16 protein-coding genes are annotated in these 20300 nt (G+C 47.7%); 6 read left to right on the plus strand and 10 right to left on the minus strand.

From position 1 onward, the window contains the following. Positions 1-175: 175 nt before the first annotated feature. Positions 176-2545, minus strand: coding sequence for an NPCBM/NEW2 domain-containing protein (locus MUG84_RS20125; protein ID WP_244728160.1), 2370 nt, complete (start codon positions 2543-2545; stop codon positions 176-178). Positions 2546-2931: 386 nt separating this feature from the next. On the opposite strand from MUG84_RS20125, the gene MUG84_RS20130 reads away from it, so the two are divergent. From MUG84_RS20130 to MUG84_RS20150, 5 genes are all read left to right on the plus strand, one after another. Then, positions 2932-5118 carry an AraC family transcriptional regulator gene (locus MUG84_RS20130; RefSeq protein WP_244728162.1) on the plus strand — a complete coding sequence of 729 codons (2187 nt, stop codon included), beginning with the start codon at positions 2932-2934 and terminating at the stop codon, positions 5116-5118. A 161-nt stretch (positions 5119-5279) separates the two neighbouring features. After that, positions 5280-6215 carry an ABC transporter permease gene (locus MUG84_RS20135; protein ID WP_244728181.1) on the plus strand — a complete coding sequence of 312 codons (936 nt, stop codon included), beginning with the start codon at positions 5280-5282 and terminating at the stop codon, positions 6213-6215. A 12-nt stretch (positions 6216-6227) separates the two neighbouring features. After that, on the plus strand, positions 6228-7094 hold the full coding sequence (locus MUG84_RS20140) for a carbohydrate ABC transporter permease (protein ID WP_244728183.1): 867 nt from the start codon (positions 6228-6230) through the stop codon (positions 7092-7094). 31 nt (positions 7095-7125) lie between these two features. Beyond that, positions 7126-8688: an ABC transporter substrate-binding protein gene (locus tag MUG84_RS20145; protein WP_244728185.1), complete on the plus strand. Its 1563-nt coding sequence runs from the start codon at positions 7126-7128 to the stop codon at positions 8686-8688. A gap of 40 nt (positions 8689-8728) precedes the next feature. Then, entirely contained in the window at positions 8729-10855 is a 2127-nt protein-coding gene (locus tag MUG84_RS20150) for a DUF4855 domain-containing protein (protein WP_244728188.1), read from the plus strand. A 44-nt stretch (positions 10856-10899) separates the two neighbouring features. On the opposite strand, the gene speD is transcribed toward MUG84_RS20150, so the two are convergent. The 9 genes from speD to MUG84_RS20195 all read right to left on the minus strand — a co-directional run bounded on the left by speD (position 10900) and on the right by MUG84_RS20195 (position 19675). Further along, positions 10900-11706: an adenosylmethionine decarboxylase gene (speD, locus tag MUG84_RS20155; RefSeq protein ID WP_244728265.1), complete on the minus strand. Its 807-nt coding sequence runs from the start codon at positions 11704-11706 to the stop codon at positions 10900-10902. A 145-nt stretch (positions 11707-11851) separates the two neighbouring features. Next, positions 11852-13147 carry a GTPase HflX gene (hflX, locus tag MUG84_RS20160; RefSeq protein ID WP_244728190.1) on the minus strand — a complete coding sequence of 432 codons (1296 nt, stop codon included), beginning with the start codon at positions 13145-13147 and terminating at the stop codon, positions 11852-11854. A 497-nt stretch (positions 13148-13644) separates the two neighbouring features. Beyond that, positions 13645-15219 carry a sensor domain-containing diguanylate cyclase gene (locus MUG84_RS20165; protein ID WP_244728192.1) on the minus strand — a complete coding sequence of 525 codons (1575 nt, stop codon included), beginning with the start codon at positions 15217-15219 and terminating at the stop codon, positions 13645-13647. A 131-nt stretch (positions 15220-15350) separates the two neighbouring features. Beyond that, entirely contained in the window at positions 15351-16145 is a 795-nt protein-coding gene (locus MUG84_RS20170) for a TatD family hydrolase (RefSeq protein WP_244728194.1), read from the minus strand. A gap of 137 nt (positions 16146-16282) precedes the next feature. Continuing rightward, positions 16283-16741 carry a DinB family protein gene (locus MUG84_RS20175; protein ID WP_244728196.1) on the minus strand — a complete coding sequence of 153 codons (459 nt, stop codon included), beginning with the start codon at positions 16739-16741 and terminating at the stop codon, positions 16283-16285. A gap of 18 nt (positions 16742-16759) precedes the next feature. Then, positions 16760-17287, minus strand: coding sequence for a hypothetical protein (locus tag MUG84_RS20180; RefSeq protein ID WP_244728267.1), 528 nt, complete (start codon positions 17285-17287; stop codon positions 16760-16762). Then, entirely contained in the window at positions 17287-18273 is a 987-nt protein-coding gene (locus MUG84_RS20185; RefSeq protein ID WP_244728198.1) for a Gfo/Idh/MocA family protein, read from the minus strand. The genes MUG84_RS20180 and MUG84_RS20185 overlap by 1 nt, the downstream gene beginning before the upstream one ends. A gap of 32 nt (positions 18274-18305) precedes the next feature. After that, the gene (locus tag MUG84_RS20190; protein WP_244728201.1) at positions 18306-18884 is read right to left on the minus strand and encodes an SLOG family protein; all 579 of its coding nucleotides are present in this window, start codon (positions 18882-18884) and stop codon (positions 18306-18308) included. A 308-nt stretch (positions 18885-19192) separates the two neighbouring features. Then, positions 19193-19675, minus strand: a complete 483-nt coding sequence (locus tag MUG84_RS20195; protein WP_244728203.1) for a DinB family protein — start codon at positions 19673-19675, stop codon at positions 19193-19195. A 143-nt stretch (positions 19676-19818) separates the two neighbouring features. Here MUG84_RS20195 and greA point away from each other — a divergent pair, with 143 nt between their 5' ends. Further along, positions 19819-20292, plus strand: a complete 474-nt coding sequence (gene greA, locus MUG84_RS20200; RefSeq protein ID WP_244728205.1) for a transcription elongation factor GreA — start codon at positions 19819-19821, stop codon at positions 20290-20292. The last annotated feature ends 8 nt before the right edge of the window (positions 20293-20300 follow it).

Here is a 20300-nt window from a genome sequence, read left to right on the forward strand (position 1 = left end):
CACTTTAGCCTTCAAAAATAAGACCATTGACCTCCTGATGGAGCAGTCCTTTTGTCGTCTAAAAGTCCGAATGACGTTTGCGCCTTCGTATAGAGAAAACCTCCGGGCGGCAGGTCTTGGCCTGCCACCCGGAGGTTTGGTATATCGCATCATTTGTGATACCGCTCGGATGACTCTATGGATTGGTGTTATATATGATCTTGGCGCCGGCCCAGTCTGCATGGTCATAAGCGTTACCATCACCACTATTTGTGACAACTAGCTTAAGCATTTTTGCCCCGGTTAGATCGACATCGACATGCTGTAACGGTGAACTTCCATACAATATGCCGCTGTCATAGATCTTATTCCCATCCGCCCAAACTTGAAATACGACAGAACCATGGTCTCCAGCTTCGTCATCCATTCCTACGTCGGCTTTAAATTCGGAAAGTTTTCCGCCGATGTAATAGGATATTGCTGACTCTGCATGAACTCCGAGTCCCTTTTCATAAGTTGTGCCATCAATGGTGATGACCTTTCCATCCCCTGAGCCGGATTCTCCATTACTCATATCCTTCTCAACAGGCCCCCAGCCGTTCGTTGATTCAAGCCAACTAATATCGCTAAGATAGGTGTCGGTTGACGGCGGAGCTGTAAACACTCTGATCTGGTTTGCTGCCTGCTTTTGTCCCTTGTTATTTCCATAATGAAAGTCTGCATTGGCATGGATGTCGTAAACTGCAGGATTTGCATCACCTGGTACTGTCATATCCCACGTCATGGTAATGGACTTTTCTGGAGGAAGATTATGAAATGAAGTTGGTGTTCCAGGAGCGGCTGTCCATCCGTCAGGAATCTGTAATTGGATTGCGATCTTCTCTATAGCGATTCTACCGTTATTCGTAAATGTCATCGATACTTTGCTTGTTTGGCCTGCTTCAACATAAGGATCTGAAGTGATGGTGAGATCCGTTGCCGGCTGAGCCATATTCGGCGTACCCGGATGGACTTTAAACATCGCTGCCCCATGGGACGCTACTGCGGCACTAATGACGCTTGTAGCTGCGCTTTCACTATGCTCCCACAGGTCTCGCACGACGTATACAGGAGCTTTCTTTAAACCGAGATCACTAATGTTTAAACTCATCGTTGTCGATGCTTGGCTCCGGTTAAAGAACAATACAGCCTTGTCTCCGTTAGCCAGCGGCTTCACCCATACTTCATGATCTCCATCTTCACTTATTTTACTTCCCTGTATTCCTGCCGGGTCCTGGTCAATTGCAATGACTTCCTTGTTCAGAAGGATTTCCTTTGTAGCATCCGTCATGGCTGTAATATCATTGCCTGCAATGAGAGGCGCTGCCATCATGCTCCACAAGCTGAAATGCGCCCGATACTCCGTATCCGTCATCCCGCCGTTTCCAACCTCAAGCATATCCGGATCATTCCAGTGTCCCGGGCCTGCATACTGAGCAAGTACGGCATTTTGGTCTAATATACTTGTCATGCTGTCCCAGTTGTCGGAAATATCACCGGTCGTGCGCCAGAGATGTCCTACCGACGGACCCCATAACCATGGCTTATTTGCTCCCCATTCACAAATACTGAACATGATTTGACGCTCTGTCGCCTCTAACGCATCTCTCATGGCGCCGTACTGCTGTGCCGAAATCTTGGAGCCATCTTCCGGGTTGTAGAACTTGATCGTATTTTCACCTTGCTTTAAAGCAACTTGAATAGGATAAGTAGCCGCAGTATTCCAGCTACCTGAAGAAGGTAGGGTGTATTCTTCTCCCGTACCGCCGTTCACGCTTACATATAAATTTCTGCTGGCGTCCCCATTATGATAGTAAATGGTTAAAGTATAATTGCCTGCCGCAGGTGTATTGATTTTATTGAAAATTAATTCACCTGAGTTATTGCCGATATATCCAACCTTCGATCCAGCTATTCTGGCGTCTCCAACAAGTGTATTGTCAGGGGATTCCGCTTCATATGTCTTGATGTTCTTTCCATCTGATATAACGATCTTATCTATATCCGGCGCATAGGTAGTGGGTCTCTCATTATAGCAAAAGTCATATTTTAAATAGTCCACTCCCCATTCCGCGAATTTTGCGGCATCCCTTTCCTCATTGCCCTGGCTCGCAGGAAGGCCCATACAGGTCTTCGTTCCGTTGGAGGAGTAAATCCCAAGCTTTAAGCCTTTGCTGTGAACATAATCCGCAACCCCCTTGATTCCGTCAGGGAACCTTATAGGATCAGGAACGAGGTCGCCGTTCGCATCTCTGGTTCCCGCCATCCAGTTATCGTCGATGTTGATGTATTCATAGCCTGCATCCTTCATGCCGTTCTCTACCATGGCGTCGGCCATGGACATAATCTTCCACTGATCTATATTGCCGCCAAATTTGTTCCAGCTGTTCCATCCCATAGGTGGAGTAAGGGCCAGTCCATCATTCAATGCATGGGCCGTTGGAGTCAGTTTGCTCATTGCGCCTGTTTGGATCAATTGGGCAAATACAAGTAAAATTGACAAAAGTAACACTCTGAACCTGCGCATAAGATTACCTCCAAATTATTTATAATCTGTCTCATGCATGCTAATCAGGCAATAATCATCGTATGTAATGATTCTCTGAGCTATCACCTTCCTTCCAATCGATTGGTAATATATTTCCATATTTAGAAATTACCACCGTTTACCATATTATGCAATCGTATATTTTCGCATACCCGCAAATCCTCTTTAAAAAGGATAAATTCGTGATCATGAAGCAATCTTGATCGGGAGCGAACGTTTCGTTTTTTTCCGGTACCAATATTCCATTCTGATTGGGCAATTGAGAACTTGACAGGCGAACGAGAACTGGGCAAAGACAATCGGGCTAGGCTATAATACTGCTCAGCATATGATCCAAGGTTAGGTAAAGGGGGAGCGATCAGCTTATGTTCAAATCAACGTATTTGCGCATTTTTGTATGGAGCGGTATCTTTATCATTCTGATCATCATTCCATTTTCATTATTTCTGATCCAGCGATTCGCAGGCTATGCCTCCTCTCAAATTGGACTCATCAACCGGGACCAAATTGAAGAAACATTAGACCGAACGGAATTCATATTAGCTAAGCTAAAATGGTACGGCTTGAATATGTATGAGGATCAAACGATTCAGAATTGGATTTATTCTCAAAAGGATGACCCATTGCTGGATGCAGCAGCACTTCAAACGCTATCAAAATATTTATCGAAGGAATCCTTTTTTGAAGGCGCTTACTTATTCAATATGCGTAGGGAAAAAGTGATCGATTTCAATGTCGGTCTTCTTCCCTTCGAAGAGTTTTCTGATACGGCCATGTTGGAACGGGTTAAGCAGAAGGCTCCGTCCTTATTGCGGTATTCTGACCATGAAGCAGGGAATAAATCGTATCTTACCTTGCTGCTTCCGTCTTCTTACGTCAAGAAAGAGCAATATGGATATCTGGTTGTACTCTTAAATAAACGTGCGCTGCAGCAGTTCCTGATCTCAGGTGGAAATAAAACGGATAATCAAATAACACTCTTGGATCGTTCCGGGCAGGTGATTTTGGGGAAGATGGATGAAAAAGTCATGGGGAACGTCATCCATTCGAGGACAGAGGCCAGACAAGGCTCCTTCGAGCTCCAGGCGGACGGGAAGACGGCATACGTGAATTATGCCGATTTGGATTCCCAGGACTGGACCATCTATTCGCTGTCTGGAATGGAACAGTTCCGTAAACAGGCGACGTCCTTCCGCCAGACGATCATGCTATATTCCATACTGCTGCTGCTTCTTCTACTGCTCGCCGCGTTCTGGAATTCGCATATCTTCTTCAAGCCGCTGCGGATGCTAGCGAATCAAATCCATGGCAAGCTGCGTGTCCGCGCCAAAAACGACTATGACGCAATTCAGCAGAGCGTCATTCTATTGCGGGATCACTATACGCTCATTAAAACAGAATACTTGCGCCAATGGATATTGCAAGGAAGACTGAGTGACAGAGCCAGAAAAGCTCTTTCCCGTGAATCGAGGATTCTCGATTATGAATGGATAAGGCTGTCAGTTGTCAAAATGGATGCGTTCTATGAGATTTCCGAACAATATGATTTCGCCTCCCGGAGACTGCTAAAATATGCCATTGGGAACATTGCGGAAGAGATGCTCAGCTGTAAGAATCGTTCCATCGAGGTTGTCGATTTCGGAGGCGACCATTTGCTCATTCTGATCGGTGTTGCCGAGCAGGATGATGATGTGATTGAAGAATTGCAAGAGCTGCGCCGCCGTGTTATGCAATATGTTCATCTTAACATCACTGTGGCATGTAGTACTTCAAGATATGCCCGCGATGATTTGCGTGCGGTTTACGACGACTTATGCGAATGGACGCTGTTCAAATTCGTGAGCGGGGACGACAAAATTTACACGGAGCAAGAGTATGATCGGTATGCGGAGCTGCGGATTCAACCGGATGATACCTTACTGGATCTCCTCATTCAATCGATACGGATCGGCAAGGAGGAGCAGTCCCTGAGCTTGCTTGCGCAAATGTTTGCCCAGCTGCAGACGATGAAATATTCCGAATGCCAATTCCAGCTGAGATTGTTGTTTTTCTCCTTCGTCAAAGCTTTTAGCAAACAGACTACCCTGCACAGTATCGAAGAGATTGAAAGTACTTTGAAAAAATTCACGAAGCTCGAAGACATACATAGATGGATGAAAGAAGAGATTGCACGGATCATTTCCCAGCTCGGTGACCAGAAAAGCTTGAATCGCAAAGGGAAAAACGTCGAGGAAGTCATGGAATATATTCAACGTCATCTTCACGATCCAAGGCTGTCTGTGGATGACATTGCTGATCACGTCGCATTGTCCGCTAAGTATGTGCGCCAGCTGTTTCTCGACCAGTATGGCATGTCATTATCCAATTACATTCTGCATATGCGGATCGAAAAGGTGAAGGAATTACTTGAGCATACGGACATGAATGTGGCTGAAATTTCGCAGCAAGCGGGATTCCTTACAAAGAGCCATTTTTTCACAGCTTTCAAAAAAGCAACCGGCATGACGCCAGCCCAGTATCGATATCAGCATCTTGAAGGAGCGAGCGGGTGAAAGTTCACGATCGGTTTTAGAACCCGAGTGGCCTAATGATGACCCATGTAGGTGCTGCTTGAGAACCTTATTCGGAAATTGAGAACTATCCATGACTGCTTCGCGGTTGTTACGATAACTCCGTCAAACGATCAACACACGGATATAAAGGAGGGTAGACATTGAGAAGCAATAAAGCCGGGGCAAGCGGATTTATCTATGAAATCGTGAAGAACCGGTACTTGTATCTGCTGGCACTGCCGGGCATGCTGTTCCTGCTCATATTTGCATATACGCCGATGCTTGGGCATCTGCTGGCATTTCAGAACTATCGGCTCTCTGACGGGCTGTTTGGCAGCGAATGGGTAGGATTTAAAAATTTCGAGTTCTTTTTTGGGAACAAAGATTGGCTGCGTGTGACTTGGAACACGGTGTTCTTGAACGGGCTGTTTCTGGTGTTCGGCATAGGAACCGCAGTGCTGCTAGCCGTGCTGTTGAATGAAATAACGAATAAGTGGTTTAAGAAAACGGTGCAGTCCTTCGTCTTTTTACCTTACTTCATCTCTTGGCTCGTCGTCAGTATGATGGTCCAAACGGTGTTCAGTTCTTCCGAAGGGATGCTGAATCAGGCGCTCACTGCACTTGGTTTCCAAGGAGTGGATTGGTATTTAACTCCTGGCGTATGGCCGTATATCTTGACATTTGTATACGTCTGGAAGATGGCAGGATATAACTCAATTATCTTCCTCGCATCGATTACAGGGATTTCATCAGAGTATTACGAATGCGCCAAGATTGAAGGAGCCAGCCGGATGCAGCAGATCATCTACATAACACTGCCGCTGCTGCGCCCTGTCATTATGATTATGACGCTGCTTGGCATTGGACGGATATTCTACGGAGATTTCGGCATGATTTATGCCCTTGTCGGGGACGTTGGCGTATTGTACCCGACGACGGACGTTATTGATACGTTCGCGTATCGCGCCTTGCGGCAAATGGGCAATTTCAGTATGTCCTCCGCGATCATCGTGTATCAGTCAAGCATGGGGCTGATCACGGTCATTCTGTTCAATTGGCTTGCGCGCAGGATCGATTCAGATTCTAGATTGTTCTAAGGTGTGATTCAAATGCGGGAGCGATTGTTCCTATATTTCGTTTACGTACTATTGATCGGGTTTGCTCTTATCTGCTTCATCCCATTCTGGATTGTGCTGATTAACTCCTTTGCAGACGAAGCGAATATTCAGACCTCCGGGTATCAGCTGTTTCCCACATCGTTCAGTTTGAATGCATACTCTTTTCTGTTATCTGGTAAGCAAGTTTTCAGGAGCTATGGTGTCACGTTGTTCGTCACGATTGTAGGAACGACTCTAGGAGTCATCATTACCGCCTCCTATGCTTATGTCCTGAGCCATCCGAAGGTAAAGTATCGTCATGTGCTCTCATTTTTGACCTTTTTCACCATGCTGTTCGGGGCGGGGCTCGTCGGATTTTATATGCTGATTGCCAATTGGCTGCATCTTAAAGATTCCATATGGGCGCTTATTCTTCCCTACCTGCTTAACCCGTTCTATGCGTTCATTCTCGTATCATATTTCCGTTCATTGCCTTATGAATTGAATGAGGCAGCAACCGTGGACGGAGCGAATGACATGTATATCTTTTTCCGGATCATCTGGCCGGTCTCATTGCCTGTTATCGCAACGGTTGCCCTGTTCTATGCCCTTCAATATTGGAATGACTGGTACCTGTCGCTTCTCTTTATTGATAATTACAGGCTGCATCCGCTGCAAATTATGATCCGCCAGCTGATATCCAACTTGAATGCCATGTCTTATGTGGGCGGTAGCCAAACGGATTACAACATCATGATTCCGACCTTTGGCATGCAGCTTGCCATTGTGTGTATTACGATTGGGCCGATTGTATTCGTGTATCCTTTCGTGCAGAAGTATTTTATTAAGGGCATGACGCTCGGTTCAGTCAAAGGATAACGCCTGATCAAATTTGAGGAGGAACGAAAAAATGCGAATGAAACGTTGGATTTCATTTTCGCTAGTATTGCTGCTGATCCTATCTATAACGGTGGGCTGCTCGAAAGCATCGAATGATAAGCCGGCTCCGGCAGCAGAATCACCCAAGGAAAAACAGGCGGAAGAGAAAAGCACTAAATTGGAACCGATTACACTCAAAATCATGATTCCGGGAGATCGTCCGCCGGATATGGATCAGGTCATCGCCGAGGCGGAAAAAAGAATGAAGGATACGATCAATGTCAAGCTTGACATTGCGTTCGTACCATGGGCGGATTTAGGCCAGAAGACGCAGGTCACGCTCGCTTCCGGTGAAAATATTGACCTCATCTTCGATGCGCCTTGGCTGCACATCAATCAAATGATCGCGGACGGATTCTACGAGCCGCTGGATGATCTACTGGCGAAATATGGCAATACCGTACTGGAAAAGCGCCCTCATCAAATGTGGGAGGCGAATAAGTATGACGACAAGATTATGGCTGTTCCGCTCGGGGTCGTGTATATGTCGGGCAACGCCTATGTCGTGCGCAAAGATATCCGTGAGAAGCTGGGTGTCCCTCCGATCAAAACGTATAAAGATTTAATCGATTTTGCCTATAAGGTGAAGCAGAATGTACCCGGCATCGCGCCGTTCACAGCTGGCGGAACTTCTGGCTTGCAGCAGGCATCCATCGTGGCGCACCGCAGTCTGAACGACTACGATACGCATGTACGCTACACGCACGCGCTCGGAAGCAGCCTGATGCTCTTCTATAAGAACAATGACGGCAAGGTATACAACCTGTTCGAGGATCGGGAGCCGATCATGACTTGGCTGAAGGATGCCAGACAGCTGTACAAAGACGGAATCGTTTATAAGGATATTTTGACGGCCAAGGACTTCTTGCAGCCATTCATGAGCGGCAAAGCGGCGATCGTCACGAAAGGATCGTTCGGTACAGGTCTTTCTTTTGACCAGCAATTCAAAAATAATGTTCCAAACGGTGACCTAGAGACGGTTACGTTCTTCGATGGTAGCCAGGGAGCCAATATGACGAACTACAAGCAGTGGAATTTCCTTGCGGTTCCGAAAGTAAGCAAGAATAAAGAACGTGCAATCATGTTCCTGAACTGGGCGAATGAGAAGGAAAACTATGATTTGCTCTCGTACGGGATTCAAGGGAAGCACTGGGAGCCTGTCGGCGACAAAGAGGTAAAACTGCTCGATACGAAGGGTTATTGGGGATTCGGTTATGTATGGGTATGGAATCCGATCGATGAGCGTACGGATGTCGACCGGGATAAGCGCTTTGATGATCTTGAAGCCAAGATGCGCGATGCTGACTTCTTTACAAAGGATATTCTTACGGGATTCGAATTCGATCCTTCCACCGTACAAAATGATTTGAGCCAGTACAATACGATCGAAGGCAAATATTATCCGGCATTGTTCAACGGGGTTCTTGATCCAGATAAGACACTCAAGGAATTCGAAGCGGAAGCGGGACCTTCACTCAAGCGGATTCAGCAGGAATTGCAGCGGCAAATTGATGCTTTTTTGGCCAAAAAGTAACAGTAGTTAAGATTATAAAAATGAAGAAAGGTGGCATCGTATGTTAAAAAAGCGGTGGATGACTACTCTGTTGGTGATTTTTTTGATAGGAATGACCGTTACACCGGTACATGGAGAAATGGCGGCGGACAAGGAAAAGGTTAAACTGACAGCGATAGAACAGAATACCCGCATGGAAGAACTTGAAGAAGCAAAAGGTATTGACGAAGTGGAAGAAATCGAAGATATAGAAAATACGGTAGATATGAAAGGATTGGCATCTAAAGAGGAACCGGGGCAGCTGAAAAACTTGGCACTCGGTCTCCCTTATCAGTTATCCGAGCAGCCAACTTCGCAATATCCCGATCGCGGCGGCCAGCTGACAGACGGAAAAAAAGCGGAAGCAACCTTCCAGGATCCGAATTGGGTCGGGTTCTTCAAAGGACATCTAAAGGAAGTGGTGTTCGATCTTGGCTCACGCAAGTCCATTGCGTCGATCAATACGCAGTTCCTGCAAGAGTCGTCAGCGTCTATATTTTTCCCCATAACGGTCAGCTTCTACGTGTCGGATGACGGGAAACGCTGGTCCACCTTGAATCACGTCGGCAGCCAAAAGCAATTGTGGAAAAATACGCCGCCGAACATACAGCAGTATGCCTGGAATGGAGAAACGGATGGCTTCCGTTATGCGGGCGGGAACGGAACGATGGCTTATGCCAGGTATGTGAAGGTACAGTTCATGGCAGATTGGTTCAAGTTCATCGATGAGATTGAGATTTGGGGCTATGACGGCAAACAGAAGAATGCTCGGAATCTTCCACCAGATAAATTGGCCTACCTCCAGCCGGGAGATGCAACAGTAGGCATTCATGATCTTGTACTAATTCCAAATGGGTATTATCCCGGGAATTTGGGAGACTGGAGCAAGGAGGATTACATTCCGTACGTAGCCTATATCGACAAGAACGGAAACCCGGTCGACTGGATGATTGATGGTTATTTGATTGCGCCTTATCGTTCACCCAACTGGCATGCCTTCAACTCGATAGCTCCTCCTTCAGATAAGAGTGATTGGGAATGGCTCTTGAATAAGACCTTTGACAAGGGCGGAGATGTTGATCACTTGAATGAAGCAGTGAAGGAAATCGGTCAGAAGCTGGGTCAACCAGATCATAAAGTGAAGGTCGTAATGACGATCCCAACGGCTTCTGAATGGCAGACCGACTTTGGCGATGTTGACGGAGATGGTGTATCCGAGAACTTCAGCTCTGAAAATGCGGGTGCGGATCTTGCATTTCTGAACAAGAAGAAGGCGATCGAGTGGTTCGTTAACGAGGTTATGAAGAAATGGGAAAATGCTAATTTCAGCCATGTTGAGCTGGCGGGTCTGTATTATAATGATGAGTTCGTAGAAGTGGATACGCCGAATAACGAGGAAATCGTGAAGCTGACGAGTGAAATATCTCATCGTGCAGGCAAGAAGCTGTTCTGGATTCCTTATTTCCACGGCGGACAGCCGTACGATTGGAAGGAGCTTGGGCTCGACAATGCAGCGTACCAGCCGAATCATTTCTTCGACGGCACGGATAAATCCCGGGTTGACGATGCAGCGATCTTAGCCAAGACGTTCCATACGGCGATTGAGATGGAGTTCGATGACCGCATGATCACGAGCAATAACTATGCTCAGCGCTTCCTGGATTATTTGAACGGCGGAGTAGAGCATGGTTACATGAATGCCTATAGAGCTTGGTATCAAGGGAACAAGACCATATTGAACCTGGCTAACAATAAGAGCTCCCAAGTGCGTGAATATTACGACTATTTATACCAATATATCAAGGGAACTTATACGAAAAAGGAGCTTGTCCCTTATCACTACCCTACAGAGCTCAAAGTGAATGACTTGTCTATTCCGATCCAACAATGCAATGAACCCCGTGAAGGGGCCAAAGTCGTGTATTATGACAAAGCATACGGTGATTCCACCCGCTCGAATGAGTGGGGAATCGAGTTCACGGTGGTCGATGGAGTCGTCACGAACAAAGTCGATTATCCAGACCGGGATTCAAAAATCCCTTCGGATAACGGCTATGTCATCTCGATCCATATGGATAGTCCATACTATGATTTGGTTAAGAATCAGGTTAAGATAGGCGATCGTGTGGAGCTTATTTTCCCTTCTTAGCCACCCTAATCAGCAGCGCATTCAAATGAGCCGAGGGATATCCCTCAGCTCATATTTTTTCCATAATAGATTTCGTCCATTTCCTGCGTGATCCGTTCAGTGATCTCCTCCTGCTCCTCAGCGTTCAGCTTGTCCTTCGTATATCCGAAAAGGTAGTTGTCCAGATCGAATTCCCTGAGCTTACATTTGGTATGAAAAATATGCTCCTGATACACATTGACGTCGATCATGTCGTACATATTCTTAATGTTGTCCGGAATATAGTTCTGAATCGAGTTGATGTCGTGGTCGATAAACAACTTATGGCCGTTAATATCCCGTGTGAAGCCGCGCACCCGATAATCGATGGTCATGATATCCGTATCAAAAGAATGGATGAGATAGTTGAGCGCCTTGAGCGGGGAGATTTCCCCGCAAGTGGATACGTCGATATCCGCCCGGAAGGTGCTGATGCCTTCATCCGGATGAAATTCGGGATACGTGTGCACCGTGATATGGCTCTTGTCCAGGGCTATAACCACCGAATCCGGGAGCGGCCCCGGCGACTCCGTATAAGACTCCTTCGGAACTTCCACAACGGGGCCTTCCGATACGAGAATCGTGACGCTCGCTCCCTGAGGTACATAATCCTGCTTGGCGATGTTCAGCACATGCGCGCCTATGATGTCCGCAACATGCTTCAAAATGTCGGTGAGTCGGTCGGCATTATATTGTTCATCAATGTATTCCAGATACGCTTCCCGTTCTTGCTTGGTTCTGGTAAAGCAGATGTCGTACATGTTGAAGGACAAGGATTTGGTCAGGTTATTGAACCCATGCAGCTTCACATGCTGTTCAGGCGTTATTTTCATCACTTCTTCACCTCGTTGTATATCATATTCACTGCCTAATATTCCCTTTCCAATGCTGGCTATTCCACGAAGCTGATACAACTTATGTGTCCAAAAAGAAAAGCCTAGATGAACTATAGCGTTCATCCAGGCTTCGCTGCCATTTTTACTTCGATTCAATCACATATTCACGGTATTTGTCATAATCCATCTCCCGGCATTCGAGAGCAAGCCGGGTTCCGTCGTTCTCATATTCGGTACTCTTAATATTGGCATGCTCATTCAGATACGATACCACTTGCCCTCGGTCATAAGGGATCAGCATCTCGCACTGAACATAATCCGTAAAAATAGATCCCCGGATCAGACTCACCAGCTCATCGATTCCGATTCTCGGCTTGGCCGCCAGATAAATGCTGTTCTCCTGAACTTTGGGAATCGGATGTCCCGCCAAATCGCATTTGTTATATGCAAATACCGTAGGAATATCCGTTACGCCAATATCCTTCAGCGTATTTTCGGTAATTTGAATCAGCTGGCCGTATTTCTCATTGGCGTAATCGACCACATGAATCAGCAGATCCGCCTCTGCTACTTCTTCCAATGTGGAGCGGAAAGCCTTAACCAGATGATGCGGGAGCTTGCTGACAAAGCCTACGGTATCGGTAAGCAAGAAACTCTTGTTGTCCTCCAACTGAATGTTCCGCACCGAGGTTTCCAGCGTGGCGAACAGCATATCCTTTTCAAATACAGTTTTCTCTCCGCTGCCTCCCGCAGCTCCGAACTTTTCAATCATGGCGTTCATGATCGTTGATTTACCCGCATTGGTGTAACCTACCAGGGAGACGACAGGCAGTGCGTTTTTCTTCCGCTGCTTGCGCTGCGTCTGACGCTGAAATACAAGAGATTCCAGCTCTTTATTCAGGGCTGTAATCTTCTCCTCGATCCGGCGGCGGTCCAGCTCCAGCCTGGTTTCACCGGCTCCTCTGTTCTTCGTGCCGACACCGCCGCCTTGGCGCCCGAGCGATTCACGCAGCCCGACCAGACGGGGCAGCATGTATTGCAGCTGTGCCACCTCAACCTGCAGCTGAGCCTCGCGCGTTTTAGCGCGCTTTTCGAAAATATCCAAAATGAGAATCGTCCGGTCGATAACTTTGCATTCCAGGTCCGATTCCAGGTTGCGGAGTTGCGACGGTGACAGTTCATCGTTGAAAATAACCAGATTCGCTTCGAGCCCTTTATACAAGCCAGAGAGCTCTTCCACCTTGCCTGTTCCGATGTAATGCGATTTGTTGACCCGCTCCATATTTTGCGTGAGCTGCCCTACCACTTCCACGCCGCAGGCTTCCGCTAGGTTGCCAAGCTCCTCCATGGAATAATCAAAATCCTGCTGCTGATTCAGATTAACGCCAACGAGTACGGCGCGTTGTTCCAGTATATCGAGTTGTTCAAGTTGTTTCATATTGATCCCTCCAAATATCATTGTTTACTTAAGATGCAAAAAAACCGCAGGCCTCTGCCTGTGGTTTGAGCGAACGGAACATAGAAAGCTGCTGCGGATCAAGCCCTGCTCTACAATAAGCAAGGGAGACCCGCGCGCCTATCCGGTATGGTGTCTAAAAACAGCCGTAAAAAAAAGCGGCCGAAGATATCCAAAGACAGCAAAGGAGGGGCTAAGAAGCCTCTCCTGCTGTAACCCTGCGCCTTAAGGCCTGATGCCTTGGCAGACGCATGCATATAAGTTGGGTTCATCCGAAGATATGCATACCAATCCCGTACGCCCTGCACAGTATGCAGAGCCTTTGAGCACTATTCAATTAGCGGCACAAAGTGAAGAAACGGAATTAATATTAATCATCTTCACAAACCCTCCGATCATTCTAATTGTTACCATCGTAGCACAAATATTTCAATTTCACAATTCCGAATTTTTATGATGAGTGATCCATCGAAAAACATTTACGCGCCAGGCAGCTGACTAACCGTGGTCCGATTCCGGCCGTTTTCCTTGGATTGGTACAGCGCTTCATCCGCTTTTTCGATCAGCTGCTGAGCGGAGCGTCCATGTACTGGAAAGACCGCGATGCCGGCTGACAGCGTAATGGAGCTATCTGTCGGGCTTTTCGTAACCGCAAGCTGTTCCCGCAGCCGATCCGCCATCTCCTTGGCTCTGCCAAGGCCGGAATGCTTGACGAGTATGCCAAATTCTTCTCCGCCGTATCGGAAGCAGAGGTCATCCTCGTTCGACATCAGCTGCATGATGCGGGCCAAATAACGAAGCACTTCATCGCCCATGACATGTCCGTAAGTATCGTTCACAAGCTTAAAATGATCAATATCCATCATGATCAGCGCAAAAGGCATGTTGCTTGCTATCCATTCAGCCATCATGCCGTCAAAGGCTCTGCGGTTGGCAAGACCGGTCAGCTCGTCAATCTTCACCTCATGGCGTAGATGCGTCAAATCCTGGTTCATATTTTGCAGCGCGATCTTCACACTTTGTGAGAGCAGCCTGACTTCATAATAAGAGGAACGGATCTCCGGGATATTCTCTGCCGGTACAGGGCGCAGCGTGGCTTCATCCGAGAATTGTGCCAGCGTGTAGAGCGGCTTGGCTATCCGGCTTGCAATCCACCAGCCTAGCAGCAAAATCAAAAGCAGGAAAGGCAAGGAGAAGAGAAGCATTCTTGTAACCAGATGATGCGTAGGCTTGTCTACCACCTGTGCCGGCGTCTGAGATATTATTCCCCATGAACTGTTTGGCTCGTAGGCATATCCTGCGAGAAACTCATTGCCTTCTAAATTGGTCACCCTTTGCGACCCGCATTGTCCCGAAATCACTTTCTGGGCGACCTCATTTTCGATAACAGATTGTCCAACCCGTTTATTATTTGGGTGAAAAATCAAATTCCCGCTTTTATCCACCACGTACACATAAGAGCCATCACCGAAAAAATGCTCTTTTAACATGTCGCTCAACACGTTTTTTTCTTCCAAATAAATGGTGCCGCCCACAAATCCTTTATAGATGCCATTTTTATCAAAAATCGGAGCGGAAACGAGTATGATTAAACGCCCCGTTGTGGCTCGGTAAGGCTCTGAGATAGACGCTTTTTTCGTATTTACAGCCATCTTGCTTTGCTCAGACGTCAGCCTGTCCCCGATGGAAACACCGACGTTGTGTGGACTGATGGCCTGAATATCCCGGTTATGATCGGCAACCACAAGGGAATTGAAGTACTGGGTATTTTCCTGAAACAGATCGTCAATTAATTGAACATCGGTCGCTTCTTCGCGTTCTAAAATTTGAGCTACCGCCCAGATATTGCCTTGCATCGTCATTAAAAGATCATTAGTATTGGAAGCCAGTTTCTTAGCATATGATTCATTTTTATTCAAATAATTGCTAATCAAGGATGACCGGTTGACCTGCACCGCAGAAATAATACTCGTCAGCAAAGTCAGCAAAATCGCCGTAATCACGAGCAAACTGATGGTAAACCGGAGTGTAAATCCCTTTTTGATAAATTTCAAAGTCGCATCCCGCCTGAGTAAAAAAGTATGGAAGATGATGTCACCTGCATCCAATTACCCATTATACATTAGAGCTGAAGATACGAATATATCATAAAGCGATAAAATCCGACAAACGGCATTAAAGGGACTCAGTCCATATTGAAAAAGGCCTTTGTCGTGCGTGATGTCTGGCTGGCAACTTCCTCTACATCACGACCCATACAGGAGGCGATGACCTTAACGATATGTGCTAAAAAGGCTGGCTCGTTGCGTCCGTTTTGGGGCTTCGGTCTAAGGTCGCGCGGGGTAAGGTAGGGCGCATCGGTCTCAATCATAAGACGGTTCAGCGGAATATCCTTCACAAGCTCGCGCAGATGCTGCCCGCGCCGCTCATCGCAAATCCAACCGGTAATTCCAATATGGAAGCCCATATCCAGATAAGCATGAAGCTCTTCTCCCGTTCCCGTGAAGCAGTGAACAACCGACCTGGCGATCATCCCAGGATGATCTTGCATCATACTCGCAAAGTCGGCGAAAGCCTCCCGCTCATGCAAAAACAGCGGCATCCCCAGCTCCTCCGCGAGCCTAATCTGCTCATGGAACCAATGGCGCTGCACATCCCGCGGGGAAAAGTCCCGGTTGTAATCCAGACCGCATTCTCCTATAGCCACCACTTGGGGAAGCGCAGCAAGCTCCCGCAGCCGGTCCAGCGTGTCCCCACCACATTCCTTCACATCATGCGGATGCACGCCTGCTGTAGCATACAGTTTACCAGAGTACAGTTCCGCATATTTCGCGGCCTTCCTGCTGCTCTCCACACTGGTTCCGGTAATGATAAGTGGCGATACTCCTGCGGCTTCGGCCCGAATCAGCACCTCCTCGCGATCCTTGTCAAAGGATCGGTTGGTCAAATTAACTCCGATATCTATGATTTGAGAAAGCATTATACTGCCCCTTTCCTAGAGATAGTATTTAACTGAAAAAACCGCAGCCTTCCGGCATGCGGTTCTCTTTGGCTCATGGGATTCAGGATAACATACAGGGGCAGGCCTCGACAAACCATAGTGGCCACAAGGATGTTTCAAACTGGCTGAATAAAAAACGGCAGCTTCTCAATTCCAATTATTCGGAGGTAAGTAAATAGCTGGCCTTTATGGTGTACCTCATGATCTTTGCACAACTGCAATAGACTTTCGCCGGGCAATTTTTTGCGATTAAAATCGACCAATCCGCTAAGCTGCTCTGGGGTTAAAGACAGAATCTCCGCCTTCGATTTAGCCGTGTACTCCTCCACAATGCGGCGGATATCGTCTATTCCAGCAAACTCCGGTTTGGCCGGGGGCGCGAAATTTCCGGTAATCACCAGATTGAGGAACATATCTAAGGACGTGGCTATATGAACGACAAGCTCGCCTAAAGTCATCGCCCCTTCCCACGGTTTGAAATGAATATGCTCATCATCCACCAGCTCCGTAAGCTGAATCAGCACTTCACGATGCCGGGACAGCCCCGCCCACAATTCTTCATTATGACTCATCATCGTACCTCCCTGAATATATCATCTCGAAAAATGACTCTTAAGCACTTCCATGGAACGCAGCACATGCAAAATCAGCTCTGGGATATCCTCCATCTGGTCTTCATCGATTTTACGCTGGAATCTCAGCTCCGCTTCGTTACGATAGATATCCGAATCCACTCCATAGACGTGGCTGAGGGTCTGCACAAGCGGAATTTCCTGCCAGATCTCCTTCAAAATAGACTCGATTTGCCCGCATTCCCGCTCCGCTTCCGCCCGGCTCACCTTCATCCCGAATCCAATTGTCAGAAAGCATCCAGGCTGCTCTCCCTTCAGCTCGAGAATCTCGGCGGCCAAGTCAGTCAGGGATGCCTCCAAACGGATCTCGGCAGAAATATCCGGTTCTCCCGTCAATTCAAACCGGATGGCAAAATCGCGGGCCATGACGGACATCTCCATGCGATCGGTACGGCCCGTGATCCGGATGGCACCATCGAGATTATCCAGGTCATACAGCTGATTTTCGAAGGCAACCTTCAGATTATCGAAAATGGTCGGGTCGAACATTACCATGTGTCAGCCGCGTATTTCAGGCCGATCTGTCTTCTGGCATCCTCCATGACTTCGGCAACCGCCAGCGAGGTTTCATGGGAATTGATTTTGCTGCTCAGTCTACCGCGTCCGATCATGCGGATAAATTCCTCCAGCTCGTAATACATGGATTCATGAATCTGCTGCTGAGTCAGATTTTCTATACTGCCGTCCCGGTACTGGATTTTCACGTCGTACGGCTGGTTGATCCGGTCGATCACCATCGTACCGTTTTCCCCCTGAATTTCGGCTGGCAGGAAGGAATCGGATATTTTCGAGTACATGACAACGGCATCCATGTCCGGATAGCGCATCACCAGACTGCCTTCACCATCTACGCCCGAAGACAGCATCACACCAACGGCCTTCACCGCTTCAGGCTTGCCGAACAGGGTCACCATCGGATAAATGCAGTAAATACCCAGATCCATCAAAGCGCCGTTCGAAAATTCCGGATTGAACGCATTCAGCACGGTTCCCTGCTTAAACGCGTCATAACGCGAGGAGTACTGGCAATAGCCAGCGAAATATCGCCGCACCTGGCCAATTTTGTACAGATTCTCTTTCATGACCCTGAAGTTCGGCATCAGGGTGGATTTCATCGCCTCCATCAGCACCACGTTGTTGGCCTCCGCCGCCGCAATCATTCTGCGCACCTCGTCGCTGCTCGACGCAAGCGGCTTCTCACACAGGACATGCTTGCCGTGGTTCATGAACAGAATCGCCTGCTCCGCATGAAAAGAATTCGGACTCGCAATGTAAACCGCGTCAATCTCATCGCTTGAGGCCATGGCGGTAAGATCTGTATACACCTTAGGACCGCCAAACTGGGCCGCAAATTCCCGACCCTTTTCCTCCGTGCGGGAATATACCGCCGTTAGTAAGAATTCATCATTCTCCTCCGCCGCGTGAAGAAAACGTTCCGTAATCCAGTTGGTGCCAATCGTTCCGAATCGGATCAATCTACTCATCCCTTCTTTATATGTATTGATCGTCAGCTGATATCTATGCCTTCGTCTCTCCAGCTGGATGCATCCTCATCCGCCAGGCTTTGAATATCTTCGGTGCTGATGCTCTGGAAGAAGTATCCTTCCTCCTGCTGCTTTTTCAAGGCTCTTTCCTTGTAAAACCGGGCACTGCTGCCTGCACCTGTTTCCTCGTCATAAACGAGAATGATGCCGTCCGTTTTGCGGAACAGAAGATCGTCGCGGGCCTTGAACTGCCATGGTCCATCATACGGCTGACGGCTTACCGTTTCGTAAAAATCAATACCCTGCAATATCCGGTTATAATAGTCCTTCTTGTCCTCTTTCCAGTTCTCTTCAGGGTTCGCAAAAGCCGTAATAATGGCGATTTTAAGATCGGGATATTGTTCTTTCAGGGCAATCGCCGCTTCGCAAGCCCATAAATCCACCCCGTATTGTCCCGGCGATATGACCCATTCCAGCCCTTCCTCGGCCAGCTGTATCAGCTTGGCAGTGATGGCCTTTTGAATATATACGATCCCTGGATGCTTCTGGCCGAAAATATTCAGCTCATGCGCGCGGTAACCTGTCACCAGCACATTTTTCATAGGTAAGCCCCTTGCTCTTTCGTTTGTCTAATCTAAAAGTTCGCTTTCTTTCTATCATACCCTGATTCTTTTGGTGATTTCCACTGATATATAAGAGCTTTATGTAAAAAGAACCCTGTGATTCTTCATAGAAACACAGGGTTCAGGTTCAGCAGCAAATGGTCCGCAAGGGGAATTGATTGCCGGGGGACTGTATTTTTCCAGCTCACTCAGCAAAAGATATTCGAAGTGGTCATACTTTCGGGTTTTGGACTATAAGCCATGGTAAGCCGTAGCAGCAAAGCATTGAAGGGTGCAGAGCGCTGAATTTAGCGGATCCCGGATGCCAATCCCCGGCCGATCAAGTTCGCCGAAACAGGTTTTCTGTCGATCTCCCGTGCCCATACCGACAGCTGGCCGATATGGTGAATTTCATGGGCAATCATATGCCGCATGACTTCTCCCCAGGTATCCAGTTCTTCCCTGCCGTCAGGTGTGACGTCGCGGAACTCCCGGTTCTCCAAGCCGTCATTCCAGTTCAGGACGAAAGCCTCCACTTCGGGACGGAAGGATGCTTCCAGCTCGCGGACCTGCCTGATGCTCCGGTACTGCTCGAAACTTTCGTTGAAGTCGCTTTTGCCCTGCAGTGACCGGATCCAGCTCCATTCCACATCGATGATATGAAATAATGTATGCAGGATCCCTCCGACGCCGCCCGTACGCTTCTCAAGAAGCTCGGCTTCACTGATTTCACCGCACCATTTGAACCAGTCCTCGCGTACGTCCCAGTTATATTCGAACATCATTTGCAACAGGCATACCTCCTTTTATATTAAAAATAGTATACGCGAGAAAAGAACCCTGCCTCCAGAGCAAGTTTGGCTATAACCGTTTATTCTGATTTCTTCGCTTTCAGCCGCCATTTCGTGTACAATTTAGGAAAGAGGTGTTGAATATGTCCAATGAAGAACTGATTTTGACCCCCGAGGGTCTGGAAGAGCTGAAGGCCGAGCTTGAAGAGTTGAAAACCGTAAAACGCAAAGAGCTTGCGGAACGGCTAAAGGTAGCGATCAGCTATGGCGATCTGAAGGAAAACAGCGAATACCATTCCGCTAAGGATGACCAGGCGTTTATGGAAACGCGCATTCTGCAGCTGGAGAAAACGCTGAACAAAGCACGGGTCGTTCACAGTACCGATACTTCCACCGTAAGCATCGGTTCCTTCGTTAAGCTTAATGATATCGAGTTTAAAGAAATCGTCGAATACCGGATTGTCAGTCCGGCGGAAGCTGATGCGCATAACAATAAGATTTCATACGAAAGCCCGCTCGGCAAAGAACTAATCGGCAAAGTGGCCGGTGACATCGTCAGCGTATCCGCGCCCATGGGTGTACTCAAGTATGAAGTGCTCGATATCCGCGCCAATTAAAGATGAAT

Source organism: Paenibacillus mangrovi (genome assembly GCF_022898935.1).
Lineage (GTDB): Bacteria > Bacillota > Bacilli > Paenibacillales > Paenibacillaceae > Paenibacillus_AQ > Paenibacillus_AQ mangrovi.